The sequence below is a fragment of the Mycetohabitans sp. B3 genome (assembly GCF_021498065.1).
GTDB lineage: Bacteria > Pseudomonadota > Gammaproteobacteria > Burkholderiales > Burkholderiaceae > Mycetohabitans.
This window is the reverse complement of record NZ_JAHLKN010000011.1, coordinates 189,871-208,217: the sequence shown is the minus strand read 5'-3', so window position 1 is coordinate 208,217 and position 18,347 is coordinate 189,871. Positions and strand designations below refer to the sequence as shown.

Below are 18,347 nucleotides of genomic sequence, written 5' to 3'. Positions count from 1 at the left end.
CGGCACGGGCCGCCTATTTTGCCTTGCGTTTGCGCGCGTCGCCCGCGGTCTTAGTGCGGCTCGCAACCGCGGCCTTGGCCCGACCGGCGGACGCCGGCGCCGCCTTGCCGGCCCCGGTAGACGCGGCAGCGCCCGCCGACTTCGCCGTCCCCTTGCCCGCCTTCACCTTGCCTACCTTGCTGCGAGCCGGCTCGGCAACGCGTACGATGCTCGCACGGCCCCTGCGCGCGTCGTAGCGCGAAACGGCCCGCCTGTTCTGCGCACGCGCCGAAAACTTCTCCACGCGGCCTGCGCGCGGCGCCGACATCTCTTTAGCGATTGCCCGTCGGACCGGTACGTGCAATATCAGCCGCTGGCCCGCCATCACCGTGTTGCGCCGCGTATGGTTCCATGCCTTAATCTGCGCGACAGTCACGCCATAGCGTCGGGCCACCGCCGCGATCGACTGCCCGCGCCGCACGCGGATCAACATCTTGCGCGTATCGGGCACCTCCGGCTCCATCGCGAGTACCGCATTTTCCGCGACGTCGGCGCTGATATCCTCGTCATCGCCATCGTCCTTGGGCACCAGCAGCGTCGAGCCAGGCTTGAGCCGCATGCCGGCGGGAATCTTATTGACCGCCATCAGCATGCCCGAGTCGACGCCGATTTTCTTGGCCAGCACCGCCGGGGTCGCACGCTCGGTCACCTTGTACGTCTTCCACGTCGACAGGTTGCCATCGTAGGCTTTCAAGTTGCGCTCAAACACATTCGCGTTCTCAAACGGAAGCAGAATCTGCGGTTGTGATGCGCCGAGAATCACCGGTTGCTTGAAGCCGGGGTTCAGCGAGCGAAACTCTTCTAGCGAAAGGCCTGCAAGCTTGGACGCTACCTTGACGTCAATGTCACGCGCGGTCGTCACCGTGACGAAGTACGGGTGATTCGGAATATCCGGCAACGTCAGCCCATATTGCCGCGGGTTCATCACAATGTTTTTCACCGCCTGCAGCTTGGGCACATAGTTGCGCGTCTCGGACGGCATCGGCAGGCTCTGATAATCGGTCGGCAGCCCGCGTGCCAGGTTGCGCGCAATCGCGCGTTTTACGCTGCCCTCGCCCCAATTGTAAGCAGCCAGCGCCAGATACCAGTCGCCGAACATGCCGTGCAACTTCGTCAGATAATCGAGCGCCGCACTAGTCGAGGCGACGACGTCACGCCGTTCGTCCTGAAACATGTTCTGTTTCAGTTTGAAGGTACGGCCCGTGCCGGGTACGAACTGCCACATGCCGGCGGCCTTCGCGACCGATAGCGCATGCGGGTTAAACGCCGACTCGACGAACGGCAACAGTGCCAGCTCCGTTGGCATACGCCGCTGTTCAAGCTCTTCGACGATGTGATACAGGTACTTCTTCGAGCGTTCAGTCATGCGCTCGACGTAGTCGGGGCGCTGCGCGTACCAATTCGTCTGCATGTTGACCAGATTGCTTTGCAGATCCGGGATCTGGACGCCGGCGCGAATCCGGCTCCACAAGTCATCGGAGCCTTGCAGTTCTTGCACGCTGCCATGATCAACGTCGATGGTGTGCTTAGACGAGGACAGCGCGGCATGCTTCTGAATGGGATTGCCTTCGACGAGCTGCAGGTTCTGCGAAGTGGAAAGCGCGGAGGAAGCCGGTTGAGAGGGTTGCGCCGTATGCTTGCCGCTGCTCGCGCAGGCGGCGAGCAACAGTGTCAACAGCGCGCTGAGTATCAATCGCATTAAACGTCTCGGATTCCAAAGGGGCGCCGGAAAATTGGGTCCGATAGTACGCAGAACGCGTGCGTCGCGTCAACCTAAAAACTGTAAAAAAGCCTGCAAAATCCGTGCGTTGAGACTTGTTCTTCAGGTCCCGTGCGAAATCCGCCATCGATGTGAGGGTCTCGACATGCGGCGTCGTTATGATAAGTGATGACGTCCGGATCCACCGACGCGGGTAGCGTCAGCGAAAGACGTTCTTCCATTCACGCAACGCAGTAAAAGTGTCGAGCCGCCCGCTCGTGTGCACCTGCCGCTTGTCGGCTAGTTGCAGTCGGATCGACGGCAGATGGGCGCGCAGAAACGGATTGACACGCTTCTCATGACCTATCGTAGTCGGCAAAGTCGCCACCCCATCGGCGCGTAACCCCTGAGCCCAATCCCGCCAGGCGAGCAAGTCGACGTTGTCCGGCTCCACCGCCAGCGCGAATGCGATATTGGACAATGTGTATTCGTGCGCGCAATGCATTTCGGTGGCATCGGGCAGCGCCGCCAGCGCGTCCAGCGATGCCAGCATCTGCTGTGGGGTGCCCTCGAACAGACGCCCGCAGCCGCTGGCAAATAGCGTGTCGCCGCACAGCAGGTGCGGCACCGGATCCGAGCCGGCCGCCGCGAAATAAGCGATATGCCCGCGTGTATGGCCGGGCACGTCGATCACGGACAATACCAATCCGAGCGGCTCGATCCGGACTTCATCCCCGCCCGCAAGCGGGTTCGTGACTGCCTGGATGGCTTCGCTGCGCGGACCGTACACCGGGACCGGGCCGTGTGCGCCACACGTCTGGATCAACGTGACCACTCCGCCGACATGGTCGGCATGGTGGTGGGTGAGTAAAATAGCGGTCAGCCGCAAGCCTTGTCGCTGCAGGAAGTCGGCGACCGGCGCGGCATCGCCAGGATCGACCACTGCAGCGTCACATCCGTTCGAGATGACCCAGATATAGTTGTCCTCAAATGCCGGAACCGGGATGTATTGCAACCCGCCACCGGCGTCACGGGCTGATCTGGCTTCCAACGGTACGTTCATCGCGCAGAACCCATAGATACAATGTCGAACCGACCGATTATAGACTGGCCAACCTGGACCGAATCACCACCGGGACGATACGTGCTCGCGTGGGAGCAAAGCCAACTCGATCGCCTGGTGTCCGACATGTTCGGCTATTACGCGCTGCAGTTGGGCTTACCGCAGCTTGATGCGTTGCGCGAGAACCGCATGCCATGCCGCGGCCTGGTGCTGGACGCAGCCAGCGGCGCGAGCGCGCCCTATCGATTGCCGGACCAGAACAGCCATGGCGCCGCCGATACCGGCCAACGCCACGCACCGCCGCAACGCGAAACGCTTTGGTGCGATTTCCTGGACCTGCCGTTCGAGTCGCAGAGCGTGGACTTGCTGATCCTACCGCACACACTCGAGTTCACGCGCGATCCGCATCGGCTACTGCGCGAAGCCGAACGCGTCCTTGTGCCAGAGGGACGGCTCGTGATTGTCGGCTTCAACTCGCTGAGCCTGTGGGGCATGCGACAGTCGATCAGCCGCCGCGGCGGCCGTGCGTTCGTGCCGGCGGCACATGACCTGATCGCCTTTACGAGAATGAAGGACTGGATCAAGTTGCTCGGCTTCGAACTGGACCGTGGCCGCTTCGGCTGCTACCGTCCGCCAGTGAACACCGAGACATGGCTCGCGCGGTATGCATTCATGGAAGCCGCCGGTGATCGCTGGTGGCCGATTTTTGGCGCGACATACATGATCACCGCGATCAAGCGGGTGCATGGTATGCGGCTGATCGGTCCGGCCAAAGTCAAAAAACAGGCACTCGCGCCGGCGCTGAACCCGGTTGCAGCACCGAACGCTCCCTAACGACGCCAGCGTACGCTGGCGTTTGCGTGTCACCCCTATCGACGAACTCATGGAATCCAACACCCTCATCGAAATTTATACGGATGGCGCCTGCAAAGGCAACCCGGGTCCGGGCGGCTGGGGCGCACTGCTGCGCTTCGGCGCGCAAGAAAAAGAGCTGTTTGGCGGCGAGCGCTCAACGACCAACAACCGAATGGAACTGATGGCCGTGATCGCCGCCCTCGAGGCGCTAAAGCGGCCCTGCAAGGCGGTCGTCCATACCGATTCGCAGTACGTGCAAAAAGGCATCAGCGAATGGATTCACGGCTGGAAGAAAAAGAATTGGGTGACTGCCGCGAAAACGCCGGTCAAGAACGCCGATCTATGGCAACGTCTCGATGCGCTGAGCGTGCTGCACGAGATCGAATGGCGCTGGGTCCGCGGCCACGCCGGCCATCCGGAAAACGAACGAGCCGACGCACTGGCCAACCAGGGCGTGGCATCGCTCGAACAAGCATGAGCCGTGTACGCACGCGCTGCATGTTGAACTTTTTTTGAACACACCATCCCACCATGCGTCTTCTTGTTCTCGACACCGAAACCACTGGCCTGAACGCCAAAGGCGGAGACCGGATCATTGAAATCGGCTGCGTCGAAATCGTCAACCGGCAACTGACCGGCAACAACCTACACTTTTACGTCAATCCGGAGCGCGACAGCGACCCCGGCGCATTGGCCGTGCATGGATTGACTACCGAGTTTCTGCGCGACAAGCTGAAGTTCGCGGAAATTGCCGATGCGCTGCGCGATTTCGTCAAGGATGCCGGCATCATCATTCATAACGCACCGTTCGACATCGGCTTTCTCAACGCGGAATTTGCGATGCTGGGGCTGCCGCCATTTTGCGATCATTGCGGCGAAGTGATCGACACGCTGGTGCAGGCCAAGGCGATGTTCCCAGGCAAGCGTAACTCACTGGACGCGCTGTGCGAGCGCTTCGGCATCAGCAATGCGCACCGCACGCTGCATGGCGCGCTACTTGATGCGGAATTGCTGGCCGACGTCTACCTAGCGATGACGCGCGGCCAAGAAAGTCTGGTCATCGACATGCTGGCCGACACGCCGGGCCCAGGGTCGGTAGCCACGGCGCGCGTGTCGCTCGCCCAGTTTGAGCTGCCCGTTATCAGTGCTAGCGATGACGAGCTTGCCGCCCATGCGGATGTACTCAACGAACTCGACAAAGCACGCAAAGGGCCGTGCGTATGGCGGGAGCCGCCGCAGCGGGTGAACGAAACCGCCCCCGCGGCTGCCGCGTGATACGGTGGCGTGCCACGCGCGTCGGTACGGTGTCCACGGAGGCGCACGTGATCAACGCACGAGCAGGTCGGCGCCACTGCGGAACCCGTCGAGCGCCGGATAGTGATAACGCAGCCCGGACCTGTGAAAAGCACTTTACGGATCTCGCAAGTCCTGTCATAATCGCTGACTCATTTGGGTGGTTAGCTCAGCGGTAGAGCACTGCCTTCACACGGCAGGGGTCACTGGTTCGATCCCAGTACTACCCACCAGAATCGGAAGGGCCGGCAAACGCCGGCCCTTCTTACTTTCTGGCGATCGAACACCCTCCTCGTTCGATTTCTGTCCTTCCCTGAATCGGGTTGTTTGCCACAAATTTGCCACTGTTCACTTGGCGACGCATTTGCATGGCAACAATTCGGCAATGAGGAAAATACTGGGAAGCGCAAACTCGGCGACGCAGGTGGCTGTCGCTGTCTCGCAGTTTCAATACCAAGACCGCCGTTGAAGCTTGGGCGCGACGTGCCGAGTCCAGTCACCTATGGCTGGTACGGCCGAGGCGCCGGTACCCATCTGTAGCTCAGTCGCGAGCAAACGCAAGAATGCTACGTTCGTCGCTGTCAGATACAACTGAGATGAAATCCTCGCGTTCCAAATCCTGCTTTACATCGGCGAAAGCATCTGCATGCGGCCCAAATTCCTCTGCCGGACGCCGGACAGCAAACATAACGTCGCCAATGAGCTTGTCGTCGCGACGCAGCTTCTTGACCTTGCCCAACCAGTCCCAGCCATGGTCGTACAGCCGTGAGGGGTCGTCATGCGCGAGAAACAGCGGCTTAATCGCACGTATCGCCTGGCCGCGCTCGTTTATCCGCGCGAACGGCAACCTCGCACGGTAGGCGTCATCACCGATCAACACCTGCTGTTTGTACAGCGTAGCCAGTTCTGCGGATTTCAGAATGCGCTGCACGCCCTTTTCGACTTCCCGCTCCTGATAGGCCCGGGTCACGAACACACGGCCCACATAGTGATCAAAAAGCTCAAGCAGCTTCTCGGCCGGATCCTCCGCCAAGACCGCCCGTTCCGCGTCGGCATACATGATCGCCTGCCTCGGCTTCACCAGTTCGGTGAACGCGAATTTCGCATAGTCCGGACCCGCGCCGGACGATACGTTGCAGAATGCATGTTCGATAGACGCGCCGATACGCATCAGCTCTTGTTGGTAGGTCTTCCTCGCACGGCGGAAGATGTTCGGGTCAAGTTCGTCAAAGAACGCAGTCACTCGCCGCACGCTATCGAGCATGCGGAAACCAAAAAACCTCGCCGTGGGGCTCATCAGCAGGAGTCCCACGTTCGCGAACTCACCCGTCTCCAGATACGGCATGAAGCGGACAATGGCGTAACGGCACGCGTGTTTCATTATGGTTTCCAGAAATCCTCGTGGCAATACCTAAGCAGCAGGCCGTATGCCTCGTCGGGCGTGAACCCGAGTGGCACGTCGTCGCCAACGATAGACCACGACGCTGGCATTTTATCGCACGCGCACTCGAACTGTTTGAGCGCGTTTAGCATCCTCACCTCGTAAACCTGCCGGGTCACGAAGTCCTCATAGACTCTGTGCCATACCTGCGAGAACGGGTGAAGCTCGAGAAAGGCTGAGCGGTCAAAATAGGGATCGAATGCCTGGTTTTGATCAATCACCAGCATCCGACTTGCTCCCGGGTCCCAGAGCAAGTTTGGATTGCCGCCTTTCTCGGTCAGCGTCCGGTCTTGGTTCCGAATCCACCAGTCGAACACGATGACGTCCAATTGCAGTTCGGGATCGACATGGCCAAGCAGCGTCCATGACATCTCTAGTGCGTTTGGCACCGCGCAGGACGCAAAAGCATAGCCTGCGCCAAGTTCGGCGAAATGTGAAGGGCCGATTTTGATTAGTTCGTCGGCCACCTGCGCAATCCGAAACGGTGCAACGGGTAACCCGAACGCCTCGGCCATCGCACTCCCAAGCCACTCGGCGACCAGACTCCGGCGCCCAGCATGAAGCCCCTTTACAAAATATAGCTGCTTATCGTCGCCCCGGCAGATGAATGGTTGGGTAATACCCTGCGTGGCACGACCCAGCACTTCGACGATCTGCACGACTTCGCGATTGAACATGGATCCCCCGCATATGGCCCGCCACGATCCGACACTGCGTAGCGCGAAGGGCGTAGGCCTGAAATGGTAACAGAGCCGTTACCGTCGCTGCCCGGAGCTTGAACCGCTAGACATGGACTGACTGATGGCGGTTAGCGGCTCACCCAGGCGCACATCGGCGTGCTTTGGGGTATCAAAGATTAAGCGGAACGGCCTGATTGGGGATAGCCTCACAACCACAATAGTCAACACACCGCTGACAAGACGAGGGCGCGGTGCGGGCGGTAGTTGTGAGGTGGGGCCGCCTTCAATTACTGTATCCTATTTTATGCCCTTAAAAATTTTGCTCCAAATTTTTGGGCAATTGCGGCAGACCTAACATTAATCGCCTCCGTTTGAATTGATTTTATATTATATTTTTTTGAAAGCTTTTTTATGGATTTGACCGTCAAATAAGTTCCCACCCCTTTAATATTAAGTTCCTTCTCATTATCATCACCCTCCGAAACGCTTTCCACGAAACAATTAGCATTATGCAGCTGCGCTCTTGGATGGGCCAAAGCATAATTAAATATAACTTCCGTTTTATTATTCTCTGTAAACGTTTTTAATTCCGCCATGCCGTATATATCCCTTTTGCCAGGCACCTTCATTTCGTCCGCTTTACTTAAAATGGCAAAAAAATGAGTGTTTGCTGACGTATTGGAATGACAACTTAAATCGTATTCAGATAGATCCTCGTCTGGCATTATACCTTCCGCAGATTTTTATCCCACCCGTGTGCCGTCAAAAATCGGATTTTTCGCATGATAGCTGCAGTGCACTATCAATAGAATCAACTAGTTAGATCATGAGGGTCTAGTCAAAGTCGCGCCCGCATGGCCATCGGCTGAGGCTATCCACGGAAAGAAGCTGTGCGCCAAGGCGAGGCCAGTAAGGGGTTCTGGGCCGTCCGGAATACCCTAACGCAATGGGTTCGCCGCCCATTGCGGCGCCATTCGTCGCGCAGCTGCGCATTCACTCAGACCATCCCTTTGGGCTTGATGACTTGGGTCTACTTGACGCGGACCACGTCGACACAAGCCGACGGCCATCGGCCGCACAGTTGACCAACATGTACCTGCTAGCGCTAGCTCGTACGCACAAGGGGAAATTGGCAAGCTTCGATCAAGGGCACGTCGTCTACACAAGGCCGCACGGTGCGCAGCACGAGTTAGCTGATTAGCTAACTCGTGCACTTGAGGGCGAATCCAACTGAATAGGATAACAATATTTTCGGATAACGAAAATCAATACGCCAATACCGAATATCAAGCGTTGCTTGCGCGTCATCGCATCGTCTGCAGCATGAGCCTCAAAAGCAACTATTCGTCACATCAATATTAGTTTACCGCGACGAAACGATCCAACAAGGCGTTACACGTGGCAAAGGGAAATTAAAACCGATCGATGGCTTGCGAGCTTGCTACCTTTCAGACGAAAAGCGCGCTGACGGTATGATTAGCAGTTCAACCCAATTCATTGACAGACAGGGGTCACCCAGCGCTAAGCGACGCAAGCGCCTTCTCCAAAGCCCTGCTAGCGGTACGATCCGCGTCGTTTTTAAGCACTGCGTGCATCACCAATTGCCGGTTGTGACCAGCCGCGGCGGGCGAGTTCCACAGCAAATCGGCACAAGGCTGTGCCGCGCGAACCCATCGCCGCCATGCGCGGATCGGCACATGCTCGTGGACGATGCGCACCGATAATTCGCGACCGTCGTACTGGCCAACCTTCCGGCTTTCGGCCCAAACGACGACGGTACGCGTGGCGACGTCGAGCGACACCGCATAGCGGCCGATCGCAAAGCGCCGCGCAGCAAAATTAGACCGCCACAGTGGCCGGGGCCGGCAAATCCACGCCACTACGATATATAGCCCCGGCGATACGGCGAGCCATCCGTTGCTGTCGGCCATCGCGCGCAGCACCGCCTTCGGCCCCGCAGCGCAGACAAACAGTCCAATCGACCATGCGGCAAATAAAAAGCAAATGAGCGAGAAGCAGCGCAATGCCTGCCGCAACCATTGTGGCAACGGATGGAATGGCCGCTCAGCCCGTGCCTGCGCGCCGGGCAACGTGATCAGCAGGAACAGCAGGATGACGTTCAGGCATGCCCATGGTGACGACGCAATGTCAGTCAACACGGGCACGAAGCCCATTTGCGACATTGAGTGCAACCAGCGTGCAAGCAACGCGAGCCCGATCGCGCGCAGCGCGAAGATCGTCGCGGCGCCCGGCACAGTATGGTGGCTCGGCTGCATCACCTTCGGCAAGTTACTCTCCTGTTTGTCGCACAGCCGCCCTGCAGGCCGTCGCAATTGCACCAGCGGCACATTATAAGGACTCTTACGGTGCAACGCGGCAATCGCCGCGCAAACAAAAACGCCCACGGCATCGACAGCCGTAGGCATTGGAGGGAGGCAGCAGGCTCGCCTAACCGGCCCGATGTGGCTTGCTTAGCCGGCGGCGACTTCGCGCAGCACCGTGCGACGGCTGAGGCGCAGCAGTGCCTCGTACGCATCGACGTAGCGTTGCGCCATCACCTTCGATGTAAAACGGGCCTCGAATGCCGCCCGCACGCCGGCGCGCGACAGTGTGTGCAGCCGGTTCACCGCGGCGACTGCGCTCAACTCGTCTTCGACGACAAAGCCCGACACGCCATTCTCGATCACTTCCGGCACCGACCCGCGCTTGAATGCGATCACGGGCGTGCCGCAAGCCATTGCCTCGATCATCACCAGGCCAAACGGCTCCGGCCAGTCGATCGGAAACAGCAACGCATGCGCGCCCGACAGGAACTGCGCCTTCTCAGCTTCCGAGATCTCGCCGATGTACTCGACGTGCGGCAGCGACATCAGCGGCTTGATCTGTTCGTCGTAATATGCGCGATCGGCCTTATCGAGTTTCGCGGCGATCTTGATTTTCATGCCGCATTGCTGGGCGATCCGAATCGCGGTATCCACGCGCTTTTCCGGCGAAATACGACCCAGGAAGGCCAGATAGCTCGGCTCGATGTCGGTGCGCGGCGTCAGCAGATCGATGGGCAAACCATGATGTACGGTCGAGAGCCAATTGGCCTGCGGTAACGGGTTGCGCTGGTTGTCGGAGATCGACACGACCGGTACGTCGTCGAACACGTTGAAGATCGGCTGCAGCTCGGGCAAGTCGAGCCGGCCATGCAATGTCGTCAAATGCGGCACCGGCTGGCGCGAAAACAGCGAGAACGGGTAGTAGTCAATATGGAAATGCAGTACATCGAACTCTTCCGACCGTCGGCGCACCTGCTCGAGCAGCAACATGTGTGGCGCCATCGTGTCGCGGATCGACGGATCCAGTCGCAACGCCTGCGGCCATACCGCATCGAGCTTGGCCGACGTCTGCGAATCCCCACTGGCAAACAGCGTCACATCATGTCCGAGTTCGACCAGCGCTTCGGTGAGATAGGACACGACGCGCTCGGTCCCACCGTACAGCTTTGGGGGAACGGCCTCGTGCAGCGGCGCGATTTGAGCGATTCGCATGTCGGTAAACTCCTAAAAAAGTCCGGCGAAGTGACTGCTTCGGTTTAATACGGCTCGGGCCACCCAGTTTGCCACCTGGACCGCCCCGCCTGTGCCATCGGCGCAAGCGCGTGCCGGTCTTGCTGCAACGGTGCGGTATGGTTGTACAGTCTCTCAGTTTGATCCGTCTGCCGCGCTCAATGCCATCGCCTTCCGACGGTGTGCAAGCCATAAACGCTCAAAACGTCAAGCCGTTGACTGTTCGGCAAAGCTGCCTAGGGGTTGAGCCGGACTCGATTATCGATGCCGCATAGCACAAATCCAGGCCTGCCTTTCAAAGTCTTTACCTTGTTACAGTATTGATACACTTTGCTAAGTCTTGTTTTAAAAGGCTGTTTTAGATTGTGTACAGGGCTGGCAACGCGGGCCGGAGATCGGGCTGCGCGAGTTAACGCAACGCAATATAACGCGCTGTCACTGATCGCAGGCTGACGTGTCATTGTATCTTAAAATACACTCACCTACGGACATGGGATGTCGTTTGCTTGCCACGCCCGATCGGCTGCCGTCTGGGTCCATCGCCATACGTGCCCTGGCCTGCCGATTCGCACATCGCCCGGCTGAACCGTTCCCGGCGCGTTTACAATCCCGTCTTTGGCAGTCCGTCTGCCAAGGTCACCACTGTTCAAGGCCACCGCACTCGCCATGGCAAACACCGATTCGACGCTTTACCCCGACCAGATCGAGCGCCTAACCACGGCCGAACGCAATGCGCGCAATACGCGGCTGGCGAGCTACGCCCATCGGCCACTGGCGTTCCTGTTTCGCTACATCCGGCATCATCCGGTCGCACATGCCACCGTACTGGCAAGCGTACTCGCAGCAGTCGGCTGCGCGCTTGCGTCGCAGTATGCGATCAAGCATTTGATCGATGTGCTCAGCCACGGCCGCCATCACCCGCTCGAGCTATGGGGCGCGTTCGGGCTGCTGGTCGGCTTGATTGCCGCCGACAACCTACTATGGCGGGTCGGCGGCTGGATCGCCGCGCATACGTTCGTCGTCGTCACAGGCGACTTGCGCAAGGACCTGTTCCGCTATCTGAGCGGCCATTCGCCGACCTATTTCGCCGAGAAACAGCCGGGGATGCTAGCCAGCCGCATCACGGCCACGTCTAATGCCGTCTACACGGCCGAGAACATGATGGCGTGGAATGTGCTGCCGCCTTGTATCGCCGTATGCGGTGCGATCGTGATGAGCTTCGCGGTCAACCCTCTGATGGCCAGCACACTGCTGGTAGCCTCCGCCATTCTGGCGATCGTATTGTTCAAGCTGGCTCAACGCGGCAGCGCGCGTCACCAGGCCTTCGCGACGCGCGCCGCGTCAGTGGACGGCGAACTGGTCGACGTGATCGGCAATATGGCGCTGGTGCGCGCTTTCGGCATGACGCTGCGCGAGCAGCGGCGCTTCGGCATGACCGTGCGCGCCGAGATGACCGCACGCCAGCAAAGCCTGCTGTACCTGGAGAAGCTACGGCTGTTGCACGCGGTAATCACGGCACTGCTCTCGGCCGGGCTGCTCGGTTGGACACTGTGGTTATGGACGCGCGGGCAGGCAACCCCCGGCGACATCGTGCTGGTAAGCTCGCTGGGCTTCACGATCCTGCACGGCACGCGGGACCTCGCGGTCGCGCTGGTGGATGTCACGCAACACGTGGCGAGGCTGTCCGAAGCCGTACAGACGCTGCTCGAGCCGCATGACATGCCCGACCGCAACGACGCCATCGAGCTAAGCACGAATGGGGGGCGCGTCGATTTCGAGCAGGTCACGTTCGCGTATCCGCGACGCCGCCCGATTCTCGATCGTTTCGAATTGCATATCGAACCGGGTCAGCGAGTCGGGCTGGTGGGCAAGTCTGGCGCCGGCAAGTCCACCGTACTGGCGCTACTGCAGCGCTTCTACGAGCCGCAGGGCGGCGTGATCCGGATCGACGGACAGGACATCTCACGCATCACACAGGACAGCTTGCGCAGTGCCATTGCGCTGGTGCCGCAGGATATTTCGCTGTTCCATCGAACCGTGTATGAGAATATCGCCTATGGCCGGCCCGATGCGTCTCGCGAGGAAGTGCTCGCCGCAGCGCGCGAAGCCCGCTGCACGGACTTCATCGAGGCGATGCCGGAGGGGTTCGAGACAATCGTCGGCGACCGTGGCGTCAAGCTCTCCGGTGGACAGCGTCAACGCATCGCGATTGCACGCGCCATCCTGAAAGACGCCCCGATTCTGCTGCTGGACGAAGCAACGTCCGCACTGGATAGCGCCTCTGAGGAAGCAATCCAGCAGGCGCTGGACCGGCTGATGCGGGGCCGCACCGTGGTGGCGATCGCGCACCGGCTCTCGACACTGCAGAACTTTGACCGCATCATCGTGATGAGCGCGGGCAAGGTCATCGACGATGGCACGCCGGACGAGCTGAAGAACCGACCCGGCCCGTATCGAGACCTATTGATCAAGCAATCGGGGCGCGCAGCGGTCCATGACCACGAATTGCGACTCGTCGAGCACGCTTAACGAAGCTGGCGCGTCCTTGGCAACGAGACTGGCGCATCTCTGGCAGGGCCCGGCCCGCGCAGTCAACCCACCGCTGCGTGTGGGCGTCGCTGGTGTACGCCGCCGCGTGTGCGTCGCTGCCCCCCTCTTTGACGGCGCGCTCGCTATCAGCCTCCGCCCGGCGCCGGCAAGCGCAGGTCGCCGAGGAAGTGATCACGCCACACAGACACGTTATTCTCACGCAACTGCGTCATCATATCCGCGTGACGCTGCCGCCGTTCAGCCAGCGGCATGCTCAGCGCGCGATCCAATGCCTCAGCCATGTCCGCGAGATCGGCAGGATTGACGATCAACGCACCGTGCAGTTCCTGCGCGGCGCCGGCAAAGCGTGACAGCACCAAAACGCCTGGATCATCCGGATCCTGCGCGGACACATACTCCTTAGCCACCAGATTCATGCCGTCGCGCAGCGGCGTCACGTAGCCGACATCAGATATCCGGAACAACGCGGCCAGCACCTGTCGTTCGTACTGCCGATGAATATAGCGGATCGGCGCCCAATCCAATTCGGCGAAACGTCCGTTGATCCGGCCCGCTTCCGCCTCTAGCTGCAGCCGGATGTCCTGGTACGCATTCATGTCAGCGCGGGTCGGTGGCGCGATCTGCACGAATGACACCTGGTTGCGGCGCGCAGGCGTCGTCTCGAGCAGCTTCTCGAACGCACGGAACCGCTCCACCAGCCCTTTCGAATAGTCCAGCCGGTCCACGGCCATGATCAGTTGCCGCTCGTGCAGCGTTGCCTTCAGATTACGCACATAGCTAGCGCTCTCGCCGGCCGCGGCCAACTGCGCGATCTCGTCCGGGTAAACACCGATCGGATAGGCGCCGGCGCGCACCGTGCGATCATACGCCCGCACGCTGCATACCCTGGCGTCGATGCGGCGTTCGACCTGCCCATGTGCCTCATGCTCGATGTAGTCGACGAATGCGCGCAGATCCCCTTCAGTCTGAAAACCAATCAGATCGAAGCAACACAGCGCCCGCATCAGTTCCTCATGCGGCGGGACGGTCAACAGCAACTGCGCGGGCGGGAACGGAATGTGAAGGAAGAAGCCGATACGGTTTGCCACGTGCCGCGCACGCAGTGCCTCGGCAAACGGAATCAGATGATAGTCGTGGACCCAGATCACATCATTGGGCCGGATCAGCGGCACCAACTGATCCGCCAGCCATTGGTTGACTCGACAGTAGCCGTCAAACTCCTGCCGCTCAAAATGAGCAAGGTCGCAGCGATAGTGGAACGTCGGCCACAGCACCGCGTTCGAAAAGCCGCGGTAGTATTGCTCGTAGTCGCGCCGGGACAGCGCGATCGTCGCAAAGGTCACCGGGCCACGCTCGTCGAGCTTGATCGGCCTGATTGGGCCGGACTGCGTGTCGCCGCTCCAGCCGAACCACATGCCGCCGGTCTCTTTTAGCGCGTCATAGACGCCGATCGCCAATCCGCCGGCGGCAGGCCCCCCCTCGGAAATCGGCGCAACTCGGTTCGACACGATAATTAACCGGCTCATGCGGCACCGTACAGGTCGTCGCCGTGCATCCGGCAGTTCATGCGTGCGGCGGCCGCGCGCTAATCAGCGTTGCGAGCCAATCGCGGAACGCGGCGACAGAAGGGAGTCTGGTGCCGGCCCGCGTATTGCCGTCACCAATCTTGATCGATACGCCGCCGCGCGCATTGACCACGTCGAAGCCCTTTTCATCCGTCAGGTCATCACCGGCAAAAACCGGCACGCGACCCACGAACGGTGGCTCGTCGAGGAATGCCGCGATCGCCCGCCCCTTGTCGACATGCTTCGGCTTGATTTCATACACCATCTTGCCGGGCTGCAGCACATACGCGTCGCTGTATTCAACGCACAACCGTTCGGTCTCGCGTCGTGCCACCCGCTCTCGATCCGGCGCATTCCGATAGTGCAGCGCCAGCGCCGCGCCCTTGATCTCGAGCAGCATGCCGGGATTGTCACTGACTACGCGCTCGAGCTCCCGTCCGATGTGCGCGAGTCGTGGATCATTGAACCCCACACGCAGCACGTCGCCATTCGCATCGCGCCGCTCCGCGCCATGCAACCCCGCGATGGGCAGGTTTGCCAGTGCGTCCGACGCGAGCAGCGTGTCAATGCTGTCGATGCCGCGCCCGGACACCACCGCGAGCGCGCCATGCGACGCTTGCCGCAGCCCATCCAGCAACTGGATCAGCACCGGCTCAACGACCACACGATCCGGCGCCCCGGCCAATTCAACCAGCGTGCCGTCGAAATCGAAGAAAAATGCTGCATCGAGCGGGTTGACGCGAGACAGTGCAGCCAATGAATCGGATAAGCGTTGCATCGAACGGATAGTTTGGATTAAAGAGACGGCGGCACAGGACGATGAACCCTCGACGCGCATCATGTATGTTGCTGCATCGTCCGACCCTATTGTCGTGGCATCTTACCGCAACGGCAACACGCGGCATATTGCCCCACCGCTGTGCATGAGTCGCCGTGCGCAACGAAATGCGCTACAGTATCTTATTCGGTGGATGCGTCGATACGCTCCGCGCCAAGCCTTACCCCTGTTCCATTTTCCGATGTCCATCCCGTTGCCTCGATCGCGTATGCGAATTCCGCGCGCGCCCCGCCGTCAATCGGTGCTGCGCCACGCCGTGCTCGCCGCGTGCGTCGGCTTATCGGTTACATTGTCGGCGTGCATGCGGGATGACGGCCAGTGGAAACTGACCAACGTCTCTGGCCACCTGCCGGATCTCGGCTTTTCGCTGCAGGCGGACAATGGGCAGACCGTGTCCGGCGCGTCGTTCGCCGGCAAGACTACGCTAGTCTTTTTCGGCTACACGCATTGTCCGGATGTATGCCCAGAGACCATGGCCCGGCTAATGCAGGTTCTCGAGCAACTGGGCAACGATGCCCGCGACGTGCGCATTCTATTCATTTCGGTCGATCCTCACCGAGACACGCCGCAGACATTGCATACCTATGTGCAGGCGTTCGATCCGCAGCACGTGGTCGGACTGAGCGGCTCCGAAAAACAGATTGCTAATCTAGCGCGACGCTATCGCGTCGCGTATCAGACCGAGAAACCCGACGGCAACGGAAATTACGAGGTCACACACAGCTCGGCGATCTATGTGTTCGATCGTACCGGCCGCGCGCGTCTGCTCGCTACCGCATCCGACTCCGCAGACATGATCGCCGATGACTTGAAGCGTCTGATTGAGCAAACGCCCTGACGCAGCCCCATCGTTGAGCTGTGTTCGCGCGACGCAGCGACGCAAGATGAAGCAGCACGCGCTTGACCCATTCCAACGCCTCACAGCGCGTGACCAACGCCACCACGCCATGCGGCTGGGCTTGCAGCCGCTCGGCCAACTCGCCGATGGTTGCCTACTCGCGACCCGGGAAACCCTCGACATGCAGCAGCAGGTATTGCAGTGGCGTAATGCCTTCACTTTGCGCAGCGTTTTCCGAGAAACGCTGGAACCGCCGCACCTGGTCACGGAACTCGGACAACGCTTCAAAATCCTGTTTGGTCAGGACAGCGCTTGTAGCGGCGTTCTTGTTGATGCGAAGGCAGTCATCGGTCAGGGGCGGCGCATCCAGACGTGCGCAATGCCATCGTCATCATGCTCGTCGGAGATCGGCTTAAACCCGAACCCAACATAGAAGCGCTGCAGGTGTGCCTGTGCATGCAGTCGCACAGCCGTGTTGGGCCAGCGCGAGCCGATCTGGTCAAGCGCATGGGCCATTAACGCACGGCCCAACCCATTGCCGCGATGGCGCGGCGACGTCAGCACGCGGCCGATGACACAATCGGCGCAATCATCGTGCTGCGCGGCGGACAGCACCCGGAGGTAACCCGCGAGTGGATGACTCGACCTCGCTGCGCACGTCTAACATGTCGTAGACGTCAGCCGCGCTCAACTCGACGAAGTGCCGGAAACTCCATTTGATCATTTCATCCGTCCGTCCCAGCGTGCATGAGTCGTACATGTCCCCAAACCGATCTCAATGGAGGACTCTATGCGAACGCACTTATTGACGAACTCGAGGACGGCAACCTTAAACAGGCTCGCGCGGCTGTGGCACAAACAAAAAACCCCCTTGAAAACTAGGGGGGTTGTCTGGAGGCGCGAGCCGGAGTCGAACCGGCCTAAACGGCTTTGCAGGCCGCTGCATAACCGCTTTGCTATCGCGCCATGGCACCTGGAGCGGGAGACGAGTCTCGAACTCGCGACCTCAACCTTGGCAAGGTTGCGCTCTACCAACTGAGCTACTCCCGCAAGCATCAACTACTGTGCGTCGTGGAGCGGGAGACGAGTCTCGAACTCGCGACCTCAACCTTGGCAAGGTTGCGCTCTACCAACTGAGCTACTCCCGCACGATGCTGTCGCCGTTCACGCGTTGGCGTGTTCAGCAGAGTTCGAGATTATGCTGAAAGTGGCGCGCAGTGTCAAGGATAGAGGCCGATAAAATATCCGTGCCATCAGCACGGATGCCCGCTCCGCTCCACCCTATCATGTGGCCCGATCGCGGATCTGCGGCCAGGCCAGCTTCATGTAATAGAGCATCGACCAGATCGTCAGCACGGCCGCCAAATAGATCAGCCACTCGCCCACAACGCGCGTGTTGATCGCGAACTGCCCCGGCACGCCAATCGGCGCGTAATACAGCAGCATCGGAATCGCGATCATCTGGCACGCGGTCTTGAACTTGCCCAGCGAATTGACAGCGACGCTTTTGGATGCGCCGATCTGCGCCATCCATTCACGTAGCGCAGAAATCGTGATCTCACGGCCCACGATCACCAGCGCAATGGCCGAATCGAGCCGCATCAAGTGCACCAGCACCAGCAATGCGGCGGTCACCATCAGTTTGTCCGCGACCGGGTCGAGAAAGGCGCCGAATGCCGAGGTCTGGTTTAGCTTGCGCGCAAGAAATCCGTCGAACCAGTCGGTCAACGCCGCCAGGATGAAGATGGCCGCAGCCGCTTCGTTCTTGTCCTGCGCGACCAACATCGTGTCCGGCAGATAGTACACGCCAACGATTAACGGGATCAGCACGATCCGTAGCCACGTCAGGAAAATCGGTAAATTGAAAGGCATCGAAGCGAACTGGTGATGAAAGGTTGCGCACAATTGCCATTGTGCCGCGTGATCCGGCGC

General features: G+C 60.0%; 16 protein-coding genes, 4 tRNA genes and 2 pseudogenes. 7 read left to right on the top strand and 15 right to left on the bottom strand.

Translation table 11 applies throughout. From position 1 onward, the window contains the following. Positions 1-13 precede the first annotated feature (13 nt). Positions 14-1,738 (bottom strand): transglycosylase SLT domain-containing protein, encoded by a 1,725-nt coding sequence (locus tag KQH55_RS03020; RefSeq protein WP_235090167.1) that lies wholly within the window; start codon positions 1,736-1,738, stop codon positions 14-16. Positions 1,739-1,958: 220 nt separating this feature from the next. Beyond that, on the bottom strand, positions 1,959-2,801 hold the full coding sequence (gloB, locus tag KQH55_RS03015) for a hydroxyacylglutathione hydrolase (protein WP_235090166.1): 843 nt from the start codon (positions 2,799-2,801) through the stop codon (positions 1,959-1,961). 21 nt (positions 2,802-2,822) lie between these two features. Here gloB and KQH55_RS03010 point away from each other — a divergent pair, with 21 nt between their 5' ends. From KQH55_RS03010 to KQH55_RS02995, 4 genes are all read left to right on the top strand, one after another. After that, complete coding sequence (locus KQH55_RS03010; protein ID WP_076785199.1) at positions 2,823-3,635, top strand: class I SAM-dependent methyltransferase; 813 nt, start codon at positions 2,823-2,825, stop codon at positions 3,633-3,635. 49 nt (positions 3,636-3,684) lie between these two features. After that, positions 3,685-4,134: a ribonuclease HI gene (gene rnhA, locus KQH55_RS03005; protein WP_076797119.1), complete on the top strand. Its 450-nt coding sequence runs from the start codon at positions 3,685-3,687 to the stop codon at positions 4,132-4,134. Positions 4,135-4,187: 53 nt separating this feature from the next. Continuing rightward, positions 4,188-4,931, top strand: coding sequence for a DNA polymerase III subunit epsilon (dnaQ, locus tag KQH55_RS03000; protein ID WP_235090165.1), 744 nt, complete (start codon positions 4,188-4,190; stop codon positions 4,929-4,931). Positions 4,932-5,107: 176 nt separating this feature from the next. After that, positions 5,108-5,182, top strand: a tRNA-Val gene (locus KQH55_RS02995). A 308-nt stretch (positions 5,183-5,490) separates the two neighbouring features. Here the strand turns inward: KQH55_RS02995 and KQH55_RS02990 are convergent. From KQH55_RS02990 to KQH55_RS02980, 3 genes are all read right to left on the bottom strand, one after another. Further along, complete coding sequence (locus tag KQH55_RS02990; protein ID WP_235090164.1) at positions 5,491-6,330, bottom strand: DUF3037 domain-containing protein; 840 nt, start codon at positions 6,328-6,330, stop codon at positions 5,491-5,493. Then, complete coding sequence (locus KQH55_RS02985; RefSeq protein ID WP_235090163.1) at positions 6,330-7,067, bottom strand: HipA family kinase; 738 nt, start codon at positions 7,065-7,067, stop codon at positions 6,330-6,332. Before KQH55_RS02985 ends, KQH55_RS02990 begins: the two co-directional genes overlap by 1 nt. Before the next feature lie 305 nt (positions 7,068-7,372). Beyond that, on the bottom strand, positions 7,373-7,795 hold the full coding sequence (locus KQH55_RS02980) for a hypothetical protein (RefSeq protein WP_139337452.1): 423 nt from the start codon (positions 7,793-7,795) through the stop codon (positions 7,373-7,375). A gap of 221 nt (positions 7,796-8,016) precedes the next feature. Between KQH55_RS02980 and KQH55_RS02975 the strand changes: the two genes are divergently transcribed. Next, entirely contained in the window at positions 8,017-8,271 is a 255-nt protein-coding gene (locus KQH55_RS02975; RefSeq protein ID WP_235090162.1) for a hypothetical protein, read from the top strand. A gap of 310 nt (positions 8,272-8,581) precedes the next feature. Here the strand turns inward: KQH55_RS02975 and KQH55_RS02970 are convergent, their stop codons facing one another. Together KQH55_RS02970 and KQH55_RS02965 are read right to left on the bottom strand one after the other, a co-directional pair. Then, positions 8,582-9,346, bottom strand: coding sequence for a hypothetical protein (locus KQH55_RS02970; protein ID WP_235090203.1), 765 nt, complete (start codon positions 9,344-9,346; stop codon positions 8,582-8,584). 195 nt (positions 9,347-9,541) lie between these two features. After that, complete coding sequence (locus KQH55_RS02965) at positions 9,542-10,606, bottom strand: glycosyltransferase family 4 protein (protein ID WP_235090161.1); 1,065 nt, start codon at positions 10,604-10,606, stop codon at positions 9,542-9,544. Between the two features lie 684 nt (positions 10,607-11,290). Between KQH55_RS02965 and KQH55_RS02960 the strand changes: the two genes are divergently transcribed. After that, entirely contained in the window at positions 11,291-13,153 is a 1,863-nt protein-coding gene (locus tag KQH55_RS02960) for an ABC transporter ATP-binding protein (RefSeq protein WP_235090160.1), read from the top strand. A gap of 146 nt (positions 13,154-13,299) precedes the next feature. Here KQH55_RS02960 and otsA read toward each other — a convergent pair whose 3' ends face one another. Next, on the bottom strand, positions 13,300-14,700 hold the full coding sequence (gene otsA / locus KQH55_RS02955; protein WP_235090159.1) for an alpha,alpha-trehalose-phosphate synthase (UDP-forming): 1,401 nt from the start codon (positions 14,698-14,700) through the stop codon (positions 13,300-13,302). A gap of 37 nt (positions 14,701-14,737) precedes the next feature. Then, on the bottom strand, positions 14,738-15,517 hold the full coding sequence (gene otsB / locus KQH55_RS02950) for a trehalose-phosphatase (RefSeq protein ID WP_235090158.1): 780 nt from the start codon (positions 15,515-15,517) through the stop codon (positions 14,738-14,740). Between the two features lie 268 nt (positions 15,518-15,785). Here otsB and KQH55_RS02945 point away from each other — a divergent pair, with 268 nt between their 5' ends. Continuing rightward, positions 15,786-16,415 (top strand): SCO family protein, encoded by a 630-nt coding sequence (locus KQH55_RS02945; protein ID WP_235090157.1) that lies wholly within the window; start codon positions 15,786-15,788, stop codon positions 16,413-16,415. Here KQH55_RS02945 and KQH55_RS16790 read toward each other — a convergent pair. From KQH55_RS16790 to pgsA, 6 genes and pseudogenes are all read right to left on the bottom strand, one after another. Beyond that, a pseudogene (locus tag KQH55_RS16790) lies at positions 16,348-16,770 on the bottom strand (MarR family transcriptional regulator). The gene KQH55_RS02945 and the pseudogene KQH55_RS16790 overlap by 68 nt on opposite strands. Continuing rightward, positions 16,767-17,048 (bottom strand): annotated as a pseudogene (locus tag KQH55_RS02935) (GNAT family N-acetyltransferase); the annotation flags it as partial. The pseudogenes KQH55_RS02935 and KQH55_RS16790, both read right to left, overlap by 4 nt. 259 nt (positions 17,049-17,307) lie before the next feature. Beyond that, positions 17,308-17,381 (bottom strand) — tRNA-Cys (locus KQH55_RS02930). A gap of 8 nt (positions 17,382-17,389) precedes the next feature. Next, positions 17,390-17,465: transfer RNA gene (locus KQH55_RS02925), tRNA-Gly, on the bottom strand. A 22-nt stretch (positions 17,466-17,487) separates the two neighbouring features. Continuing rightward, positions 17,488-17,563, bottom strand: a tRNA-Gly gene (locus KQH55_RS02920). A 136-nt stretch (positions 17,564-17,699) separates the two neighbouring features. After that, on the bottom strand, positions 17,700-18,287 hold the full coding sequence (pgsA, locus tag KQH55_RS02915) for a CDP-diacylglycerol--glycerol-3-phosphate 3-phosphatidyltransferase (protein WP_076787289.1): 588 nt from the start codon (positions 18,285-18,287) through the stop codon (positions 17,700-17,702). Between the last annotated feature and the right edge of the window lie 60 nt (positions 18,288-18,347).